This window comes from Bacillus sp. M5A3_1b (assembly GCF_053345335.1).
In genome coordinates this window covers 541,306-560,269 of record NZ_JBKEZY010000002.1, presented here as the reverse complement: position 1 = coordinate 560,269, position 18,964 = coordinate 541,306, and the positions used below count along the sequence as shown (strand labels likewise).

Below are 18,964 nucleotides of genomic sequence, written 5' to 3'. Positions count from 1 at the left end.
GCGTTTGGCGAAAAACTATAAGCAGGGAATTTTTAGATTACAACCCAAGAACCTCTTCTAAATATAGTGCAATACCATCTTCTTCGTTCGTTAATGTCGTATGGTTTGCGAGTGATTTTAATTCAGGGATGGCATTTCCCATTGCGATGCCGTGACCAGCAAATTCAATCATTTCAAAGTCGTTATCTTCATCACCGAAAGCGATAATTCGCTCTTGTGGAATGTTGTAATGACTAGAAATTTTTTGTAATCCGACAGCTTTATTTAACCCGCTTTTTACGATTTCAATAATCGGCCAAGGTGCGCCCCACTTTCTATGGTCGATTACTTCAGCATGCATATCAGTTAAATGTTGACGAATTGCACTGGAATGCTCGTCATGTGCGTCAATTAATAAGCAGGTTGGATGATCGTTTAGAGTATTTAATAAGTCTCCTGTAAAAATATTTGGAGAACCGAATTCGAAAATATGTTTTTTATCTTCATCAATTTCACGAACATACACATCGTCCATTACTTCAGCGTATATATTTTTCACGCCAAAATCAAAGCAAGCTCGGACAATTTCTTGGGCTGTTGCTAGCTCAAGAGGAGAGTGATGTGTTCCCCACTTTGAATCAAGAGGGTGATGTACGTAAGCGCCATTAAAGTTTACGATTGGTGTACTCAGACCAAGTTCTTTATAGTAATCATAACTAGCGCGGAATGGACGTCCTGTTGAAATAACGACAATATGTCCTTGTTCCTTTGCTTTTGCAATTGTATGTTTTGTGCGAGTGGAAATTATTTTGTTGTCTGTTAATAAAGTGCCGTCTAAGTCTAATGCGATTAAATGCTGTTTATTCATAATTTCACCTCTTATAATATTTTTTTGTTTCTATCTGTATTTCCGTTTTTAATATGCAGAAATAAGAGGTTAAACTGGGTGAGAACACCAAAGATGGAAAGTTCACTATATATCCATCTTACGTCGCAAAGTGCTGTGGTGTCTACTATTTCTCGCTGGAAATTAAGAAAAGTCAACATCTTTTTAGAAAGTTCAAACAATGTTTCTTTCGTTATGTACAAATTGTGAAAAGGGTTACATTGCTCGTATGATGAGGCTTATAATGAACATGTAATCTTCTCGTATATGTTTGACTCTCCTTTGAAGCTGGCCTATAGTAGGTTGGTTTCTTTTTTTTCTACAAATAGGAAAGAAATCCCTTCCTAAGCTTGTGTCATTCATGTATATGTACAAGAACGAAATGTAGTACTTGTTTCCTAAACATGACAGAAAAGCTTTCTTTTAAAATGGATATACTAATGAGGCAAAGACGTCATGGAAGGAGAATGGAAATGGGACAAAATCGCAGGTTTCGTTCTGGACAAAAAGCGCCAAACGATGGTATTTACGTAGAAATTGGTGAAACAGGAAGTATGGTAAAAGATCCGCAAATGGTGAAATTAACTGCGGGTGAAAAGTTTCCAGATAACGCGAATCATAACCGTCAGTGGACATATAAAAGAAAACCGTAACAGGAGCCGCAATTATTATTGCGGCTTTTTTGTCGTTACGCATTGCGTATATTTTTTCAGTTGTATAATGAATGTTCCCTTTTTCTTTTTCCAATAATAAGTTTGAAAATACATAAGCAAAATTATTGTATAAAAAAGTCAGTTGGCGTATAATCAAATCAAAGGTCAAAGAAAGTCAAACATTTGGAGGACTGTAAAGATGGACTTAAATCAAATGACAACAAAAACACAAGAGGCGATTATGAGTGCCCAATCTTTAGCGGTATCTCATCATCATCAAGAAGTAGATACTGTTCATCTCTTGTTTACATTATTAGAAGAGCAAGATGGATTAGCAGTGCGTATTTTTCAAAAAATGAATGTCGATATAGAAGCGTTAAAGCAAGGCGCCGAAAGTTTAATTAAGAAAAAACCTTCTGTAACGGGAAGCGGTGCAGAAGTAGGAAAATTATATATAACAGGTGCTCTGCAACAACTACTTGTAAGAGCAGGAAAAGAAGCAGAGAAATTGCAAGATGACTACATTTCAGTTGAACATGTATTGCTTGCTTTTTCAGAAGAAAAAGGCGATATAAATCAATTACTTACAAGATTTCACATTACGAAAGATAACTTATTACAGTCTTTAATGACAGTTCGGGGGAATCAAAGAGTGACTAGTCAAAATCCAGAAGCAACTTATGAAGCGTTAGAAAAATATGGTCGTGATTTAGTGGCGGAAGTGAGAGCAGGGAAAATTGATCCTGTTATCGGTCGCGATAGTGAAATTCGACGTGTAATCCGCATTCTTTCACGTAAAACGAAAAACAACCCGGTTTTAATTGGTGAACCCGGTGTTGGTAAAACAGCAATCGTTGAAGGATTAGCACAGCGTATTGTGAAGAAGGATGTACCAGAAGGATTAAAAGATAGAACAATCTTCGCATTAGATATGAGTGCGCTTGTAGCTGGAGCGAAATTCCGTGGTGAGTTTGAAGAGCGTCTGCAAGCTGTATTAAATGAAATTAAAAAGAGTGAAGGTCGCATTTTATTATTCATTGATGAACTTCACACAATCGTCGGCGCTGGTAAGACAGAAGGTGCGATGGACGCAGGAAATATGTTAAAACCGATGCTTGCGCGTGGTGAACTGCATTGTATCGGGGCAACAACGTTAGATGAGTATCGTAAATATATTGAGAAAGATCCGGCGCTAGAAAGACGTTTCCAACAAGTATTAGCAGAAGAACCAACTGTTGAAGATACAATTTCCATTTTACGTGGTTTAAAAGAGCGTTTTGAAATTTATCATGGTGTAAATATTCATGACCGCGCGATTGTAGCAGCATCCGTTTTATCAGATCGATATATTTCGGATCGTTTCTTACCAGATAAAGCGATCGATCTTGTTGACGAAGCGTGTGCAACAATTCGAACAGAGATTGATTCTATGCCAACAGAATTAGATGAAGTAACGCGCCGCATTATGCAGCTGGAAATTGAAGAAGCGGCTCTTGGAAAAGAGAAGGACTTTGGTAGCCAAGAACGCCTGAAAACGTTGCAACGTGAATTATCGGATTTAAAAGAAGTTGCAAGTGGTATGAGAGCGAAATGGGAAAAAGAAAAAGAAGATATTCATAAAGTGCGTGACTTACGTGAACATTTAGAGCGTCTGCGCCGTGAATTAGAAGAAGCAGAAGGTAATTATGATTTAAATAAAGCAGCGGAACTTCGTCACGGGAAAATTCCTGCAATTGAAAAAGAGTTAAAAGAAGCAGAAGAAATGGGCGCACATAATAAACAGGAAAATCGTTTGTTACGTGAGGAAGTAAGTGAAGAAGAGATTGCTGATATTGTTTCACGATGGACTGGTATTCCTGTCGCAAAACTCGTTGAAGGTGAACGCGAGAAATTACTACGCTTAGAGCAAATTTTATCAGAGCGTGTCATCGGACAAGAGGAAGCGGTAAGCTTAGTATCAGACGCAGTTCTTCGTGCACGCGCTGGTATTAAGGACCCGAACCGTCCAATTGGTTCCTTCATCTTCTTAGGACCGACAGGTGTTGGTAAAACAGAACTTGCAAAAACGTTAGCGCAGTCTTTATTCGATAGTGAAGAGCAAATGATTCGTATCGACATGTCTGAGTATATGGAGAAACATGCTGTGTCACGCTTAATTGGTGCGCCTCCTGGATATGTTGGATATGAAGAGGGCGGTCAATTAACAGAAGCGGTAAGACGTAAACCGTATTCAGTTATTTTGTTAGACGAAATCGAAAAAGCACATCCAGAAGTATTCAACATTTTATTACAAACGTTAGATGATGGACGCATTACAGATTCGCAAGGGCGTACAGTAGACTTTAAAAACACGGTTATTATTATGACTTCAAATATTGGATCTGCTCATTTGTTAGATGGATTAGAAGCAGATGGCTCAATTAAAGAGGAATCAAGAGAACTTGTAATGGGGCAATTAAGAGGACATTTCCGACCAGAGTTTTTAAACCGTGTCGATGAAATTATTTTATTCAAACCTCTTACAACGAATGAAATTAAAGGTATTGTTGATAAAATTGTAAAAGAATTACAAGGTCGTTTAGCTGACCGTCATATTACAGTAGAATTAACAGACGCAGCGAGAGAATTTGTTGTAGAAGCTGGCTTTGATCCGATGTACGGAGCTCGTCCATTAAAACGATATGTACAGCGTCAAGTTGAGACGAAATTAGCGAGAGAATTAATTGCAGGAACAATTACTGATAACAGTCACGTAGTTGTTGATGTAGAAAATAACGAATTAGTCGTTCATGTAAAGTAAAATAAAAAAGAGTTCGGATAAAATCCGGACTCTTTTTTTAGTGTTGTTCTACTGGCTCGTTTGGAATTGTAGCTGAAATTGCTAGTACTAACACCGCAAGAACAACCGAGAAAATAGACGCTTGGTTAAAATCGTATGTACCGCCAGTCATAGAGCCGATTACGTAGCTCATCATATGTACAAGCGCGAACGACCAAATTAATGCCCAAATGAAACGCATATTTTACACCTCTATTCGTTCAATCTGTCCTTATTGTAACACAATTGAAAAAAGAATATAGAAAAATATTTGTAGATTTTTCAACGCAAATTTGCATTCCGCTCATACATTATAGAAGAGTACTTTTATACGTTTAGAAAATAAGGCGGGGGAAAAATGAGTATTACGGAACGTTTTTTTTATTTAGAAAAAGAACCATGTGTCATTTATTTACCGGAGAAGCCAAATGGATTTTCTGTTATGCTTCTCGGTGATTATAACTACTTTATTGAGAATGGTACAAGTTTATGGACACAGCATGCAGGTAGATCTTATTTTTTACATGGCCTTATTGAGGAAGGCTACACGGTCTTTTCTTCTAATTTATACGGAAGACATTGGGGAAACGACCAATCTGTTCGTCTAGCAAAACGTTTATATGACGTTGTTTTGAGAAAAGAGACATTAAATGCGAAAATGCACATTATGGCAGATGGTATGGGTGCACTTGTAGCACTTGAAATGATGAACAAATACCCTGAATGTATACGCTCTGTCATTATGTTAAATCCGTGTTTAGATTTACCAGAATATGTGGAGTTTGAAAAAGAGCATAAGTTTTTTTACAAAAGATTAGTGAAGGAATTAAGTTTGGCGTATGATTCCAAAGAAGAAGAATTAGAATCCAAAATAAATAAGAAATCATTTACGCTTCTTCCGTCTTGTGTACCTGTTAAAGTTTTCGTATCAACACAAGAAAAAAGAGGAAGAAAACAGTTGTTACGTAAATATGAGAAAATGAGGCAATTCAATCAATGCGATACTTCTGTCTTATTCCATCTGCAAGATGTGAAATATAAAATGGTTAGGCAAACGACTGATTTCTTTAAAAAATATGAAGAAGAATTGTGAAGCTCCCATATACATAAATGAGGAGCTATTTGTTTCAAGGAGAAAGGGTTGGTGGTATGGAGCGCGTGCTAATTATAGGTGCACTTACGTTTGTAGGTTATCACCTTGTGAATAAAATGATTGCAGAAGAAGTAGAAGTGTACGGTCTTGATTTTGATGAATTCGAGAATATGAAAAAAATTAATGAAGAGAAGTTATTGTTGATTGGACGAAATGCGTTATTTACGTATTATTCGATAAGAGATGAAGATGGATGGAGATCAGTAGAAGGAGAGAAGTTCGATACTGTTTACTTTTGCTTGTATGAGCCAAATCAACAAAGTGGTTTTCGGAATGAAAGAGTTATATTACAGTATTTAAAGCGGATTATAAGGCTGTGTGCAGAGCAGAAAGTGAAGTTAAATCTAATTTCTTCTATTGAAGTAGGAAACGCAGATGAATCTGAAAATAAACGTTTATTTTTGAAAGTGGAAGAAGGATTGAAAAAAGGAGAGGCACCATATAGTGTATTTCGAGTTCCTACATTATATGGGCCATGGCAACCATCTTTTATGATGTATCATCAGCTCATTTTATCAGAACTGGATGAGAAAGAGTGCCATTATGCGAGCGAGGAAAATGGAAGTGATCTATTGTACGTGGAAGATGTATGTGAATACTTATGGAACAATGGAATGAACGCGGAGCATCTCGGCATATACAATTTACTTAGTGGTAAAAAGTCATTATGGAAAAAAGGTATGAACCTTTTACGTGCAGCGGATAAAGTGAATAAAAAGAATGAGGAAGAACGAAATGATGCTGTCGAGGTTATTTCGATAAAAAGAAATACCCCGTTAGAATACGGTTTAAATAAACAATTGGCACATATGAAAAAATATAAAGAGTTATACGAAGGATAGCGAGCGTGTTACACTATGTATGTGAAAGTTTTAATGGAGAGGAAGAACATAATATGAATGAGAAAAGCATGCAATTTTTACAAATCGCAATGAAGCATTTACCAGAAGCAAAGGCCATCTTAGATTCGAATGGAATTGCGCTTGATATGGAGAAAGCACAACCAGTATTAGAGTTATTGATGAAAGTTATGAACGAAGCATATGAGCTTGGGAAAGCAGATAAAGAATAAAACCTTCTTTTTTGGAAGGGAAGAGAGGCTCGAACCGTGGATAGAAGCGGTTCGGGCCTTTTTATATTTCAAAAGAAACAGGAAAGGTATGTTTCTGTTTCTTTTAATAAACAATAAAGTGAATAATGCTGGATTTATGTTTTAACTGAAATATATTCTAGACAAAAATACATTTATGTTTTAAAATTAGTACCAAGTCATAATAATTGATATAAAACGGAGGGCTGCGATGTGAACGTGGGCATTTTAGGGATCGGAAGATATGTGCCAGAAAAAGTAGTCACAAATCACGATTTAGAGAAAATCGTAGATACATCGGATGAATGGATTCGTACGAGAACGGGAATTGCAGAAAGACGCATTGCCGATGATACAATAGATACTTCATATATGGCGGTAGAGGCTTCTAAAAAAGCACTTGAAGATGCCGGGATTAGCGGAGAGGATATCGACCTGATTTTAGTGGCAACAGTAACACCAGATCGCGCATTCCCAGCAGTAGCTTGTGTCATTCAAGAAGCCATTGGCGCAAAACACGCAGCCGCAATGGATTTAAGTGCAGCGTGTGCTGGTTTTATGTACGGAATGATTACAGCGCAGCAATTTATTCAAACGGGAACTTATAAAAATGTATTAGTAGTTGGTAGTGATAAACTATCTAAAATTGTAGACTGGAATGATCGAAATACAGCAGTACTATTTGGAGACGGAGCCGGTGCTATCGTAATGGGGGCGGTTTCAGAAGGAAGAGGCGTTCTATCTTTCGAATTAGGAGCAGACGGAAGCGGCGGTAAGCATCTTTATCAAGACGAGTATGTTATGATGAACGGCAGAGAAGTCTTTAAATTTGCTGTTCGCCAACTTGGTGATTCCTGTCTTCGCGTGTTAGAAAAAGCGGGACTTACGAAAGAGGATGTGGATTTTTTAGTACCACATCAAGCGAATATTCGTATTATGGAATCTGCAAGAGAGAGATTAAATTTACCACAAGAAAAAATGAGTATGACAATTGAAAAGTTTGGTAATACATCAGCTTCTTCAATTCCAATTGCAATGGTAGAGGAATTGCAAAATGGACGTATTCAAGACGGTGATTTAATTATACTTGTTGGTTTCGGCGGCGGATTAACATGGGGAGCAGTTGCTCTTCGTTGGGGTAAATAAGGACTGAGAGAAAAAAAGGAGTGTATTTTGTATGGAGAAAAAGAGGGTCGTAATTACAGGACTAGGAGCTGTTACACCGATCGGAACAGATGTTGAAACAGCGTGGGAAAACATTAAAAAGGGTGTATCTGGAATCGGACGACTTACAAGAATTGATCCGGAACTGTTTCCAGCAAAAGTAGCAGCAGAAATTAACGACTTTGAAGTCGAGAAATATATTGATAAAAAAGAAGCGCGCCGTATGGATCGCTTTACACAATATGCAGTAGCAGCAGCGAAAATGGCAGTTGCAGATGCAAAGCTTGAAATTACAGAAGAAAACGGACCTCGAATTGGTGTATGGATTGGTTCTGGTATTGGCGGTATGGAAACATACGAAGAACAATTTAAGATTTTTACTGAGAAAGGTCCGCGCCGCGTGAGCCCATTCTTCGTACCAATGATGATCCCAGATATGGCAGCAGGTCAAGTATCGATCGCAACAGGAGCAAAAGGAATTAACACTTGTTCTGTAACGGCTTGTGCATCTGGTGCAAACTCAATTGGTGATGCATTTAAAGCAATTCAACGCGGTGATGCTGATGCAATGATAACAGGCGGAGCAGAAGCGCCGTTAACAAGTATGGCATTTGCAGGATTTAGTTCAGCGAAAGCATTAACATTTAATGAAGATCCAGCAACAGCTTGCCGTCCGTTTGATAAAAACCGTAGTGGTTTCGTAATGGGTGAAGGTTCAGGTATTTTAATTCTCGAAGAATTAGAGCACGCATTAGCTCGTGGTGCTCACATTTATGCGGAAATCGCTGGTTACGGTGCAACTGGTGATGCATTCCATATTACAATGCCGGCTCCTGGCGGTGAAGGCGGCGTGCGTGCAATGCGTCAAGCTTTAGCAGATGCAGGTCTACAGCCAGAAGATATTGATTACATTAATGCGCACGGTACAAGTACGGATGCGAATGAAAAGTATGAAACGATGGCAATTAAAGAAACGTTCGGTGAGCATGCGTACAAAGTAGCAATTAGCTCAACGAAATCAATGACAGGTCACTTATTAGGAGCAGCTGGTGCTGTTGAAGCGATCTTCTCAATTAAATCAATTACAGACGGAGTAATCCCTCCAACAATTAACTATGAAACACCAGATCCAGAATGTGACTTAGATTACGTACCGAATAAAGCGAGACAACAAGAAGTAAATGCAGTATTAAGTAACTCACTAGGATTCGGCGGTCATAACGCAGTATTAGTATTTAAATCGTATAAATAATAGATGAGATAAGGAGTTTTTTCGCACTATATTGCGAAAAAACTCCTTATTTATTTTTACGCCTTTTTCTCCTTTTGCATATACATAAGAAAAAGGAGGGATAAAGATGGGGATTGTTGAAACTGCTGAGTGGTTACATCTATATTATGGACGTCCAGAAAAGCTGTGTGAAAAGTTTACGAAGTATATCCCGCTGCCAAAAGAAAGATTGTATCGCTTTTTAATTTCTAAAGGTATGTACCGCCCAGTTATACGGGGAGAACAAGAAGTTAAAGAGTTAGAGAAAAAGGAAGTTTGGAAAGAGTTACGTACGGAGTATGAGAAACTAAAAAATTGGTTAAAAGGTCCGGATGTCCCTGTCTTTATTTTATTATCAGATTCATATAATCGAACTGTACAAGAAGAGTATAACGGTAGGGCTGGATTATCTATGCGTCATGTTATTTTCTTATTCGTATGTGGACGGAATTCGGTGGAAGAATTAAAGGTGTTATTGGCGCATGAATATCATCACATATGCAGGTTACATCAAATTGAGACGAAAGAAACAGAATATACATTACTTGATACGATGATTATGGAAGGGCTAGCTGAGCAAGCGGTAACGGAAAGATATTCAGAAAAAAACAATGCACCGTGGACGACGTATCTTTCAAAAGAAGAGGCTATTTATTATTGGAAAAATGTTGTACATGAAAGAATAAGTATAAAACGAGGAACAAGGGAGCATGACATCTTATTAAATGGATTTCACTCTTATCCGAAGATGCTTGGTTATGCGCTTGGATTTCATATTGTCAAAGATTGTGTAACATTGGAAGGAGAAGATACACTTTCTTTATTATCTACAGATGCAAAAGAAATATTGAATAAAGCAAATACATTTCATATATAAAAAACAGGAGCTCTATTTCCTGTTTTTTTTAGTATTAATAGAAGAAAAAATAATAATTAGAATATATTTCCTTAGGTGGAATAAAGTTAAGAAAAATTGAACATAATGATTGATACAAACAGTAGTGAAGTGAGGGGTAATGAATGTTATATCTACATGATGTATGGGTAAATTGGTTTGAAGGTGAAGAGAATGGGTATAACGTTTGTCATTTTTACGAATGGCGGAAAGATGATACGATTGAGCTATTAGATCAAGTGCCATTATTAAAAGTAGATGCCACATTATATCATTACATCGAGGACGAATTGTTAGAGCTTCCACAAAAATTGTTGGAAGACGTACATCATAAGGCATATATTCGTAAAAATCATGAACGTTTGCAGCAAGAGTATTGCTTTGTTGTTACAGATGGAAAAGGAATTATTGCGATTGACACAATTGGTTACAATGTACCAATTCGAAAGAGTAGACTTATACCGCGCCAAGAGCAGATGGTATATGAGATGGTAGAAAACGTACAAGCAGAAAAGTATGAGTTCCAAGTAGAAGAAATGGAAAAAGAACATCATATTTTATCACCATCACCTTTCATTATGAATGGTTTAACTCGTAAAGAAAGACAGCTGAAACAATTATTATTTATGGCGTTAGATCAATTACATACAACGAAAAACACAGCAGAAATTCGCTATTGGTTCACAGAGTGGGATCCATCAGCATATGGAATGGTTCAACATATGGAATTTGAAGATATTTGGGCTAAACTGTATGATGAGGCGAAAACAGGCTGGTCTGAGAAGCACGAACAATTATGCGAGCGTCTCGTAAAAGGACAGCCATTTTTTGAAAAGTTATGGGAAATGGAAAACGAGCAAAAGGTAAATTAAAAAACCGCCAATTGGCGGTTTTTTTAATTTGTTGTAACTTAGCTCCAGCGGCAAGAATGTTCGGTGGCTTCGCGCCTTCCTGCGAGGCAAAAAGCGCCTCTACGTCAGGAGCTCCATCCCCCTCACATTCTAAGCGAGCCGCTTCCGCTTTATATAGAAATCCAGCTCCGGCAGCAAGCTCTTCGTGTCTAAGAACCTTCCGCATAAGAAGATGAAAAGCGTCTTCTATGCGAAAGAACCTTAGCCAGTCAGAGCTGAACGAGCTGCCTCCGCTTTATATGTTACCTACGTTTTCTACTTAGTCCCATTGCGTTTTCTACTTTGCGTAGTTGTTTGAATGCAACGCGGTTTGCTTTTTCTGCACCTTTGTCTAGAATTTCGTCTAGTTCTGGTGAGTTGATTAGTTCGTTATATTTGTCTTGGATTGGACGAATTGCTTCTACGACTACTGCTGCTAGGTCACCTTTGAAGTCTCCGTATCCTTTTCCTTCGTACATTGCTTCTATTTCTTCAACTGTTTTTCCAGAGAATGAAGAGTAGATTGTTAATAAGTTAGAGATTCCAGGTTTGTTTTCTTTATCAAATTTCACGATACCTTCAGAATCAGTTACAGCACTTTTAATTTTCTTTTCAATTGTTTTTGGTTCATCAAGCATACTGATCATTGCTTTTGGATTCGGATCAGATTTACTCATTTTTTTCGTAGGTTCTGTTAATGACATAACGCGAGCCCCTACTTTTGGAATACGAATTTCAGGAACAGTGAACACTTCACGGAAGCGTTTGTTGAAACGCTCTGCTAGGTCGCGTGTTAATTCCATATGTTGTTTTTGATCATCACCAACAGGTACGATTTCAGTGTTGTAAAGTAAAATATCAGCTGCCATTAATGGTGGATACGTTAGTAATCCAGCTGGAACTGAATCTCTACCAGAAGATTTATCTTTATATTGCGTCATACGCTCTAATTCTCCAACGTAAGCAACTGATTGCATAATCCATCCTAGTTGAGCGTGTGCTGGTACTTCTGATTGTACAAATAAAGTAGCTTTTTCAGGATCGATGCCGCATGCTACATAAAGTGCAGCAAGACTGCGAATGTTTTTACGAAGTTGTACGGGATCTTGAGGTACTGTAATCGCATGTTGGTTTACAATACAGAAATAACAGTCGTGTTCATTTTGAAGCTCTGTAAATTGCTTCATAGCTCCTAAATAGTTTCCAAGTGTAATCGTTCCACTCGGCTGAATACCAGAAAAGATAACTGACATAAGTAATTCCTCCTAAATTTGAATGCGTGATGGGGAAGGGAAGGCAAACAAAAAAGCCCATTCATCCCAAAAACTATAGGGACGAATGGACCGCGGTACCACCCTAATTATTTCACTACTGTGAAATCTCTCTAATCCATAATAACGTTTGGATATAACGCCAAAGCCTACTACTTTCGGTTCGGTTTGGTGCTCAAAAGCCCATTCCATACTGCGCAATTACTTGTTCACACCAGCCACAAGCTCTCTGAAATTGCCTCAATATGTACTCTTCTTTATCATCGCATACATGTAAATTTATTTATTGTTACTTAAGCTCTTTTAATATGAAAGAACTAAAGTTTTATAACAAAATGTTTTGCTGATTATTATATCATATGGGATAGTGTTTGCAAACTACATCAAAATAGTAAAACTAATGAGGGTCGAGAACAACCCAAGAACGATCCCGGTAATGCAAATTGGATACGTCCATTTGAATGAATATGTTTTATAAATACGTTCTTTCTTATCGACAGGTTCCTCTACTTCTTCAATTAAAGACTCAATTTTTTTATTCGTACCAAATACTCTTTGGAATGCGTAAATTGTTACGTTAAAAAATCCATTTTGAAATATGAATAAAAAACCGCCTATAAGAATAAAAAATAGTGCGACATAAAACGATATATTGACAAAATTCAACAAAAATTGCGATGAAACGAGGAATGCGCCAATACTAGAAGCGATTATCGCTATGAAAATTAGTATACAAGTATGAAAAAAAACTTTATCCAAAATGTTCCCCTCCGTCAAAATATTACTAGAATTATTATACTATAAAAGCTATAATATGTACTAGAATTAATTTTTTGAAAATTATACGCAATTAAAGGTCTGATTTCAAGATGATGGTAGCAATGTTAACGTATCCCTTTACAAAAAAATAAAAAAATAAATATTTTATTAAAAATTTTAACAAAAAAACAAAAAACTATATTCACAATTGTTATATTATATGTATAATGAAAATTGTAGAAACTTGGAGATTATTCTTTCAATTCTACTTTTTTACAAGTGAGGGTACAGGAAGTGCAATTAGGGGAGGCAACACAACATGAAGAAAAAGATACCGTTATTACTTGCATCGACGTTGACTGTCAGTATGTTAGGAGCTTGTAGTTACCAAAAAGAGGATAATAAAGCAGGCGCAAAAGAAAAATCCTCAAACAAGCAAGTGTTAAATCTAACCGAGACAGCTGAAATCCCAACTATGGATACGACGTTATCAACAGATGCAGCATCTTCTAACATCATGAATAACACAATGGAAGGATTATATCGTCTGGGGAAAGACGATAAGCTTGTTCCAGGTGTCGCTAAATCTTATGAGAAATCAGAAGATGGCAAAAAGTATGTATTTAAGTTACGTGAAGATGCGAAATGGTCTAATGGTGAACCTGTAACAGCGAAAGACTTCGTTTATTCTTGGCGAAGAGCTGTAGATTCAAACACGGGTGCCAAGTTTGCTTACATACTATTTGATGTTAAAAATGCGGAGAAAGTTAACAAAAAAGAATTACCAGTTGAAGAACTTGGTGTAAAGGCAATTGATGATCATACACTTGAAGTGGAATTAGATAACCCTGTTCCTTATTTTGTAAGTTTAACAGTCTATCCAACATTGTATCCTTTGAATGAGAAGTTTGTAACAGAACAAGGAGCAAAATTTGGATTAGAATCCAATACGACACTTTATAATGGTCCATTCGTATTAAATGAATGGAAGCATGAACAAAGTTTCCAACTTAAGAAAAATCCAACGTATTGGGAAAATAAAGAAGTAAAACTTGAGGAAATAAACTTCAATATTGTTAAGGATCGTTCAACTGCTATAAATTTATATGAAACGAAAGCAATTGATCGTGTAGTCTTAACATCAGAGTTTGTAGACAAATACAAATCAGATGCTGACTTTAAAACGATTAAGAGACCATCTACACAATTTATTCGCTTAAATGAAAAGAATAAATTTTTAGCAAATAAAAATATCCGAAAAGCAATTGCAATGTCCTTTGAGCGTGAAAATATCGGGAAAGTTATTTTAAACGATGGTTCAGAGGGGATATATGGTTTTGTTCCGAAAGGCTTAGCAAAAGGTCCGAATGGAAAAGACTTCCGTGAAGAAAACGGAAAGCTTATAAAAGAGGATATTAAAGAAGCGCAAAAATACTGGGAAGCTGGTAAAAAAGAACTTGGTGTAGACAAAGTAGAGTTAGAGCTATTAAACTTTGATACTGATGATGCTAAAAAAATCGGAGAGTATTTAAAAGGCCAATTTGAAAAGAACTTACCAGGTTTAACAGTTTCAACAAAAATGCAGCCATTTGCACAAAAATTAAAACTTGAAGCAAGTGGAGATTACGCAATGTCATACGCGGGATGGAGTCCAGATTATATGGATCCAATGTCATTCCTTGAAATGTATACGACAGGTAATGCGCAAAACAAAGTAAATTACGCAAATGCAGCGTATGATGATTTAATTAAAAAAGCGAAAACAGAAGTTGATGTACAAGCTCGCTGGGATGCATTATTACAAGCAGAAAAACAACTGCTTGAAGATGCAGCGATTGCTCCAGTATATCAACCCGGAAAAGCTTATTTACAACGTGGCTCAATTACTGGCCTATTAGAACATAAATATGGCGGAGAATTTAGCTATAAGTGGGTTGAACTAAAAAACTAAAAATGGTTTCCATCATGAATAAGGGTATATGCCTATGATGGGCATGTGCTCTTATTTTAAAAAAATAAAAGTAAGAATATTTTAAACTATCTTATTGCTTTTGAGAAAAACGGGGAGGTGCTTGACTATGGGACGTTATGTATTAAAACGTTTCGTGTACATGGCTTTGACATTATTTTTAATTACTACACTGACTTTCTTTTTGATGAAATTACTTCCGGGTTCTCCGCTTAAAAACCAGGAGAAACTATCACCGGCACAAAAAGAAATCATTCTTGAAAAATATGGCTTAAATGATCCAGTACCAGTTCAATATGCACGTTACTTAGGTAACTTAGCAAAAGGTGATTTAGGGGTATCATTCCAATATGATAACCGTCCAGTAACAGATATGATTGTGGATCGCATTGGACCATCAGCACAACTTGGTTTACAAGCGATTATATTAGGAACATTTATTGGTTTAATTTTAGGAATCGTTGCGGCACTTCGTAACAATACGTGGGTCGATTATGGGGCGACAATTATTTCCGTACTCGGGATGTCGGTACCATCGTTCGTATTCGCCGCATTACTACAATATTTTGTAGGGGTAAAACTTGGGTGGTTCCCAGTAGCATTCTGGAAAGGACCAGAGTTTACCGTAATGCCTACAATCGCTTTATCGATGGCAGTTATCGCAACAATCGCACGTTTTGCTCGTGCAGAGTTAATTGAAGTTATGCAAGCTGATTACATTTTAACAGCGAAAGCGAAAGGAATTAGTCAAGGCGTTATCATTATTAAACACGCACTTCGTAACGCGTTAATTCCAGTAGTAACAATTTTAGGACCAATGGTTGCAGGTTTAATTACAGGGACATTAGTTATTGAGCAAATTTATGCTGTACCAGGACTAGGGGAACAGTTCGTTAAATCTATTACAGTGAATGACTATACAGTTATTATGGGAACTACAATTTTCTATAGTGCGATTTTCATCTTAGTTATTTTCATTGTCGATATTTTATACGGAATTATTGATCCTCGTATTCGTTTAGCGGGAGGGAAAAAATGATGAAAGATGTACAAAAATTATCTCCAGATTTATTTCAACAAGCCAATCAAAATAATGTTGATAATGAAGTCATTGCCCGTCCAAGCTTAACGTTTTGGCAAGATGTAAGAAGACGTTTGTTCCAACATAAAGGAGCAATGTTCGGTTTCGTTTTATTAGCGCTTATTATATTACTAGCAATCTTAGGACCGATGGTAAGTAAGCATTCTTATAAAGAGCAAGACTTAGGTCGTGCGAAATTACCACCGAAAATTCCTGTTATTGAAAATGTTCATTGGCTACCATTTGACGGTACGGATCAATATGGTGTTGACCAATATGAAAAACGTGATATTAAAGAGTATTTCTGGTTTGGTACAGATGATCTTGGCCGCGATTTATGGACAAGAACATGGGAAGGGACGCGTGTATCATTATATATCGCTCTTTTAGCAGCGGCGATTGACTTAGTAATTGGAGTTGCTTATGGAGGTATTTCAGCGTTCTATGGCGGTAGAGTAGATAATATTATGCAACGTGTTATGGAGATTATTAACGGTATTCCATACTTAATCATCGTTATTTTAATGGTAATCATTATGGGATCTGGTATATGGTCAATTACACTAGCAATGGCGATTACAGGTTGGATAGGGATGTCACGTATCGTTCGTGGACAAATCCTGAAATTAAAAAATCAAGAATATGTATTAGCATCTCGTACATTAGGTGCAACAAATACACAATTAATTGTAAAACACTTAATCCCGAACGTAATGGGACCAATTATCGTAATGACAATGTTTACAATTCCAACAGCAGTGTTTGGTGAGGCATTCTTAAGCTTCATCGGTTTAGGTATTCAGCCACCATTCGCATCACTTGGTTCTCTTGTAAATGACGGTTATAAATCAATTCAAACGTATCCACATATGATGTTCATCCCAGCGGTTGTCATCAGTATGTTAATCTTAGCATTCAACTTAATGGCAGACGGATTACGCGACGCGTTAGATCCAAAAATGCGTAAGTAAAAGAGGGGAGAAGTAAAAATGAAAACATTGCTAGAGGTAAAAGATTTGCAAGTCTCCTTTGATACACATGCAGGTGAAGTACAAGCTGTACGCGGTGTTACTTTTGATTTAAAAAAAGGAGAAACATTAGCGATTGTAGGAGAATCTGGTTCTGGTAAATCAGTTACTTCTAAAGCGTTAATGGGATTAATTCCGAATCCTCCAGGGCGTATTAAAAACGGTGAAATCGTATTTGAAGGTCGTGACTTAACGAAACTGACAGAAAAAGAAATGCAGCAAGTGCGCGGGAAAGATATCGCGATGATTTTCCAAGATCCAATGACATCATTAAATCCAACGATGACAATTGGGAATCAAATTATGGAAGGTCTTATTAAACACCAAGGGATGAGTAAAGCAGACGCACGTAAAGTTGCGTTAGAATTAATCGACCTTGTAGGTATTCCGAATCCAGAAGCGCGTTTAAAACAATATCCTCACCAATTCTCAGGTGGTATGAGACAGCGTGTAGTTATTGCGATGGCGTTAGCTTGTAACCCGAAATTATTAATTGCCGATGAGCCGACAACAGCGCTAGACGTTACAATTCAGGCGCAAATTTTAGAGCTTATGAAGGACATTCAGCAAAAAACAGAAGCGGCAATCATTTTCATTACACATGACTTAGGTGTAGTGGCAAACGTTGCGGACCGCGTAGCAGTTATGTACGCAGGTAAAGTTGTTGAAATTGGAACGGTTGATGAAATTTTCTACAATCCAAAACATCCATACACTTGGGGCTTAATCGCATCTATGCCAAGTTTAGATGGTTCAGAAGAAGAGTTATACGCAATCCCTGGAACGCCTCCAGATTTATTAAAGCCGCCAAAGGGAGATGCTTTTGCACCACGTAATCCACAGGCATTGAAAATTGATTTTGAAATGGACCCACCTTTATTTAAAGTAAGTGATACACACTATGCGGCAACTTGGTTACTTCACGAGCAAGCTCCAGAAGTAAAACCACCGGCAGTCGTTGAAAAACGCATTCTTCAAATGAAAGCAGGTGAACAACATGACTAAACAACGTGAGAAATTAATTGAAGTAAAAAATGTAAAACAGCACTTCGACGTGAGTGGTGGTGTTGTCAAAGCGGTTAATGATATTTCATTTGATATTTACCGCGGAGAAACATTTGGTCTTGTAGGAGAATCAGGTTGTGGTAAATCGACAACTGGAAGAACGATTATTCGTTTATATGATGCAACTGCTGGTGAAGTGTTGTTCGATGGTGAAAATGTACATGGTAAAAAATCACGTGCAGAGCTGAAGAAATTCAACCGTAAAATGCAAATGATTTTCCAAGATCCATATGCATCATTAAACCCTCGTATGACAGTAGGGGATATTATTGCAGAAGGTATTGATATTCATGGACTAGCAAAAGGCAAAAAAGAGCGTATGGACCGTGTTCATGAATTATTAATTACAGTTGGTTTAAATAAAGAGCACGCAAACCGTTTCCCGCATGAATTCTCAGGTGGACAACGTCAACGTATCGGTATCGCTCGCGCACTTGCTGTAGAGCCTGAATTTATCATTGCCGATGAGCCAATCTCAGCACTTGACGTATCAATCCAGGCGCAAGTTGTAAACTTACTGAAAAAGTTACAAAAGGAAAAAGGTTTAACATACTTATTCATTGCCCATGATTTATCAATGGTAAAATACATTAGTGATCGCATCGGCGTAATGTACCGTGGTCAAATCGTTGAGCTAACAACAAGTGAAGAGTTATATGCGAATCCAATTCATCCATATACGAAATCACTATTATCAGCAATTCCGCTTCCAGATCCAGATTATGAGCGCAATCGTAAACGTATCGTATACGATCCATCTCAGCATGATTATGCTAGTGAAGCACCAACAATGCGTGAAATTCGCCCAGGACATTTCGTATTATGTTCTGAAGCAGAGTATAAGAAATATAAAGAGATTTATCAATAATAAAAAAGCCAATCTTCCGTTAAGAAGATTGGCTTTTTTCTACTATATAATAGATTTGTCAACATTTCTCGGTAAGTCGATATATTTAAAGAATCGCAGATATAAGTTTCCTTTACGAATGACTA

At 37.2% G+C, this 18,964-nt stretch carries 18 protein-coding genes and 1 other annotated feature; of the genes, 14 read left to right on the top strand and 4 right to left on the bottom strand.

The features are described 5' to 3' along the window. Window positions 1-37: 37 nt before the first annotated feature. Window positions 38-847, bottom strand: a complete 810-nt coding sequence (locus ACLBWW_RS09135; protein ID WP_098221468.1) for a Cof-type HAD-IIB family hydrolase — start codon at window positions 845-847, stop codon at window positions 38-40. Window positions 848-1,338: 491 nt separating this feature from the next. Here ACLBWW_RS09135 and ACLBWW_RS09130 point away from each other — a divergent pair, with 491 nt between their 5' ends. After that, window positions 1,339-1,518 (top strand): YjzC family protein, encoded by a 180-nt coding sequence (locus tag ACLBWW_RS09130; RefSeq protein WP_000531420.1) that lies wholly within the window; start codon window positions 1,339-1,341, stop codon window positions 1,516-1,518. A 199-nt stretch (window positions 1,519-1,717) separates the two neighbouring features. Next, the gene (clpB, locus tag ACLBWW_RS09125) at window positions 1,718-4,318 is read left to right on the top strand and encodes an ATP-dependent chaperone ClpB (protein WP_447613994.1); all 2,601 of its coding nucleotides are present in this window, start codon (window positions 1,718-1,720) and stop codon (window positions 4,316-4,318) included. A gap of 37 nt (window positions 4,319-4,355) precedes the next feature. Here clpB and ACLBWW_RS09120 read toward each other — a convergent pair whose 3' ends face one another. Beyond that, window positions 4,356-4,538 (bottom strand): YjzD family protein, encoded by a 183-nt coding sequence (locus ACLBWW_RS09120; protein ID WP_001211113.1) that lies wholly within the window; start codon window positions 4,536-4,538, stop codon window positions 4,356-4,358. A 156-nt stretch (window positions 4,539-4,694) separates the two neighbouring features. Between ACLBWW_RS09120 and ACLBWW_RS09115 the strand changes: the two genes are divergently transcribed. The 7 genes from ACLBWW_RS09115 to ACLBWW_RS09085 all read left to right on the top strand — a co-directional run bounded on the left by ACLBWW_RS09115 (window position 4,695) and on the right by ACLBWW_RS09085 (window position 10,780). Further along, a complete protein-coding gene (locus ACLBWW_RS09115; RefSeq protein ID WP_048545174.1) occupies window positions 4,695-5,429 on the top strand; it encodes a hydrolase in 735 nt (244 codons plus the stop codon). Between the two features lie 29 nt (window positions 5,430-5,458). Continuing rightward, on the top strand, window positions 5,459-6,331 hold the full coding sequence (locus ACLBWW_RS09110; RefSeq protein WP_116443099.1) for an NAD-dependent epimerase/dehydratase family protein: 873 nt from the start codon (window positions 5,459-5,461) through the stop codon (window positions 6,329-6,331). Between the two features lie 53 nt (window positions 6,332-6,384). After that, the gene (locus ACLBWW_RS09105; RefSeq protein WP_001003337.1) at window positions 6,385-6,561 is read left to right on the top strand and encodes a ComZ family protein; all 177 of its coding nucleotides are present in this window, start codon (window positions 6,385-6,387) and stop codon (window positions 6,559-6,561) included. Between the two features lie 231 nt (window positions 6,562-6,792). Continuing rightward, entirely contained in the window at window positions 6,793-7,725 is a 933-nt protein-coding gene (gene fabH / locus ACLBWW_RS09100; RefSeq protein WP_001100551.1) for a beta-ketoacyl-ACP synthase III, read from the top strand. A 31-nt stretch (window positions 7,726-7,756) separates the two neighbouring features. Next, window positions 7,757-8,995: a beta-ketoacyl-ACP synthase II gene (fabF, locus tag ACLBWW_RS09095; protein WP_000412643.1), complete on the top strand. Its 1,239-nt coding sequence runs from the start codon at window positions 7,757-7,759 to the stop codon at window positions 8,993-8,995. Between the two features lie 106 nt (window positions 8,996-9,101). Next, window positions 9,102-9,890, top strand: coding sequence for a DUF2268 domain-containing protein (locus ACLBWW_RS09090; RefSeq protein WP_447613993.1), 789 nt, complete (start codon window positions 9,102-9,104; stop codon window positions 9,888-9,890). Window positions 9,891-10,033: 143 nt separating this feature from the next. Further along, a complete protein-coding gene (locus ACLBWW_RS09085) occupies window positions 10,034-10,780 on the top strand; it encodes a YjbA family protein (RefSeq protein WP_000966116.1) in 747 nt (248 codons plus the stop codon). A 281-nt stretch (window positions 10,781-11,061) separates the two neighbouring features. Here ACLBWW_RS09085 and trpS read toward each other — a convergent pair whose 3' ends face one another. Together trpS and ACLBWW_RS09075 are read right to left on the bottom strand one after the other, a co-directional pair. Then, the gene (gene trpS, locus ACLBWW_RS09080; RefSeq protein WP_000110998.1) at window positions 11,062-12,051 is read right to left on the bottom strand and encodes a tryptophan--tRNA ligase; all 990 of its coding nucleotides are present in this window, start codon (window positions 12,049-12,051) and stop codon (window positions 11,062-11,064) included. Window positions 12,052-12,125: 74 nt separating this feature from the next. Continuing rightward, window positions 12,126-12,342 (bottom strand) — a binding site (T-box leader). A 105-nt stretch (window positions 12,343-12,447) separates the two neighbouring features. After that, on the bottom strand, window positions 12,448-12,828 hold the full coding sequence (locus ACLBWW_RS09075) for a DUF3899 domain-containing protein (protein ID WP_048545166.1): 381 nt from the start codon (window positions 12,826-12,828) through the stop codon (window positions 12,448-12,450). A gap of 319 nt (window positions 12,829-13,147) precedes the next feature. Between ACLBWW_RS09075 and ACLBWW_RS09070 the strand changes: the two genes are divergently transcribed. The 5 genes from ACLBWW_RS09070 to ACLBWW_RS09050 all read left to right on the top strand — a co-directional run bounded on the left by ACLBWW_RS09070 (window position 13,148) and on the right by ACLBWW_RS09050 (window position 18,839). Beyond that, the gene (locus tag ACLBWW_RS09070; protein ID WP_000727226.1) at window positions 13,148-14,779 is read left to right on the top strand and encodes a peptide ABC transporter substrate-binding protein; all 1,632 of its coding nucleotides are present in this window, start codon (window positions 13,148-13,150) and stop codon (window positions 14,777-14,779) included. Between the two features lie 127 nt (window positions 14,780-14,906). Beyond that, complete coding sequence (gene opp3b / locus ACLBWW_RS09065; protein ID WP_000534165.1) at window positions 14,907-15,836, top strand: oligopeptide ABC transporter permease; 930 nt, start codon at window positions 14,907-14,909, stop codon at window positions 15,834-15,836. After that, window positions 15,833-16,849, top strand: a complete 1,017-nt coding sequence (gene opp3C, locus ACLBWW_RS09060) for an oligopeptide ABC transporter permease (RefSeq protein ID WP_000974096.1) — start codon at window positions 15,833-15,835, stop codon at window positions 16,847-16,849. Before opp3b ends, opp3C begins: the two co-directional genes overlap by 4 nt. Window positions 16,850-16,867: 18 nt before the next feature. Beyond that, window positions 16,868-17,911 carry an ABC transporter ATP-binding protein gene (locus ACLBWW_RS09055; RefSeq protein WP_000854346.1) on the top strand — a complete coding sequence of 348 codons (1,044 nt, stop codon included), beginning with the start codon at window positions 16,868-16,870 and terminating at the stop codon, window positions 17,909-17,911. Then, complete coding sequence (locus ACLBWW_RS09050) at window positions 17,904-18,839, top strand: ABC transporter ATP-binding protein (protein ID WP_000166340.1); 936 nt, start codon at window positions 17,904-17,906, stop codon at window positions 18,837-18,839. The genes ACLBWW_RS09055 and ACLBWW_RS09050 overlap by 8 nt, the downstream gene beginning before the upstream one ends. The last annotated feature ends 125 nt before the right edge of the window (window positions 18,840-18,964 follow it).

Coding starts and splice junctions, on each gene's coding strand:
- ACLBWW_RS09115 (WP_048545174.1), top strand. CDS start 4,695: ATGAGTATTACGGAACGTTTTTTTTATTTAGAAAAAGAACCATGTGTC.
- ACLBWW_RS09050 (WP_000166340.1), top strand. CDS start 17,904: ATGACTAAACAACGTGAGAAATTAATTGAAGTAAAAAATGTAAAACAG.
- clpB (WP_447613994.1), top strand. CDS start 1,718: ATGGACTTAAATCAAATGACAACAAAAACACAAGAGGCGATTATGAGT.
- ACLBWW_RS09130 (WP_000531420.1), top strand. CDS start 1,339: ATGGGACAAAATCGCAGGTTTCGTTCTGGACAAAAAGCGCCAAACGAT.
- ACLBWW_RS09090 (WP_447613993.1), top strand. CDS start 9,102: ATGGGGATTGTTGAAACTGCTGAGTGGTTACATCTATATTATGGACGT.
- fabF (WP_000412643.1), top strand. CDS start 7,757: ATGGAGAAAAAGAGGGTCGTAATTACAGGACTAGGAGCTGTTACACCG.
- ACLBWW_RS09120 (WP_001211113.1), bottom strand. CDS start 4,538: ATGCGTTTCATTTGGGCATTAATTTGGTCGTTCGCGCTTGTACATATG.
- ACLBWW_RS09070 (WP_000727226.1), top strand. CDS start 13,148: ATGAAGAAAAAGATACCGTTATTACTTGCATCGACGTTGACTGTCAGT.
- opp3C (WP_000974096.1), top strand. CDS start 15,833: ATGATGAAAGATGTACAAAAATTATCTCCAGATTTATTTCAACAAGCC.
- ACLBWW_RS09105 (WP_001003337.1), top strand. CDS start 6,385: ATGAATGAGAAAAGCATGCAATTTTTACAAATCGCAATGAAGCATTTA.
- ACLBWW_RS09135 (WP_098221468.1), bottom strand. CDS start 847: ATGAATAAACAGCATTTAATCGCATTAGACTTAGACGGCACTTTATTA.
- opp3b (WP_000534165.1), top strand. CDS start 14,907: ATGGGACGTTATGTATTAAAACGTTTCGTGTACATGGCTTTGACATTA.
- ACLBWW_RS09055 (WP_000854346.1), top strand. CDS start 16,868: ATGAAAACATTGCTAGAGGTAAAAGATTTGCAAGTCTCCTTTGATACA.
- trpS (WP_000110998.1), bottom strand. CDS start 12,051: ATGTCAGTTATCTTTTCTGGTATTCAGCCGAGTGGAACGATTACACTT.
- ACLBWW_RS09085 (WP_000966116.1), top strand. CDS start 10,034: ATGTTATATCTACATGATGTATGGGTAAATTGGTTTGAAGGTGAAGAG.